At 51.3% G+C, this 1,219-nt stretch carries 1 protein-coding gene; it reads right to left on the bottom strand.

Annotated elements, in window-relative coordinates; translation table 11 throughout:
• The coding region (locus CPT76_RS36010; protein ID WP_181153265.1) for an Ig domain-containing protein at window positions 1-1,219 on the bottom strand (1,219 nt) is incomplete at both ends.

Here is a 1,219-nt window from a genome sequence, read left to right as displayed (position 1 = left end):
TTTCCTTTCGCATCCACTGACAACGACATCGATTTCGAATTGGCTGCCCCGAAATCAAATATTCGGCCACCCCGTGCGGAATCTGCATCCTCGGTGAGAGAAGACGAAAGTTTTGCGTTGTCCGCCATACGAACCCATGCGGAGAACGTAAGTTCACTGGCACCTTTCAAGATCCGATCCGGCAGGGCCATGTAACTCGTTAAACCGTTCAGGCTGATTCCACCACCTCTGGCTCCATCCATATGCACAGCATCATGCAAATCGGCGTCATGACCTGAGCCGGAATAATCTATTGCCTTCTCCTCTGATGCTTCCTTCCCTTCCTCAAACAAATAGCTTCCGGCAAGCTCTCCTTGACCGACGTTTAAGGTCAGTTCCTTCTGAACCGGTGTCCCCATCTCGTCGTAATCCCGGAGCTGCACCGTAAACTTGTAGCTGCCTTTGGCATTTCCGGATACTTTTCCTGAGATTTTGCCGGTAAAACGATCTAAGATCAGCCCATCTGGCAGCGAACCTTCTGCGATCGTCCAGTCATAAAACGGGACGCCGCCTTCAGCTTGCAGCTGGAGCTCATACTCCTGCCCCGGTTTCGCGTTTGGAATGGGTAAGTCCTTGATGGACGGACTGAGGAATGGGGTCAATTCGCGGTTTAGTTTCCAGCCCGCTTTTTCCGCAATCAACAGCGTCAGCTTGGTGAGCATCCAACGCTTATTATGGAAAAGGTGTGTACGTCCGCCGTTTTGGCCGCTGATGCGATCCCAGTAAGGGGCTTCCCCGGGAATGTGGTAAGTATCGTCCAGCGGAACCGGATTGCCTTGGTAGGCTACGATGTTATCTGCCGTTCCCCCGCTTCGCTTGTAGGCCGCCATGCCTTTCCAACTGGAAGAAAATGCGAGCGCATGCCCGAATTCATGCATGATCAGGCCGTATACATCCGTTGACGTATCCGACATTTCTGTCAGGTACCATTCCTCATCGTTTAGCGAGGTAAACGGTTTGGCCGTATCATAAAAATCGAGGATGGTGACTAAAGAACGGTGCAGTTTATCTGGAATTGTTACTCCATTGCGTTTATGATATGTTCCATTATCCGACGCCCCGCCGGTGGAATATGGCCCGTTGATCCCTCTTAGGTAAATCCACATCCCGTTGTATGGTTCATCATTGGTCACCGTAATATGGCCATCAAAGTTATCTTCGGGCAGCCTTGTGACCTCCG

It is taken from the genome of Paenibacillus sp. AR247 (genome assembly GCF_002968895.1).
GTDB classification, from domain to species: Bacteria; Bacillota; Bacilli; order Paenibacillales; family Paenibacillaceae; genus Paenibacillus_AQ; species Paenibacillus_AQ favisporus.
This window is presented reverse-complemented; position numbering and strand designations above follow the sequence as displayed.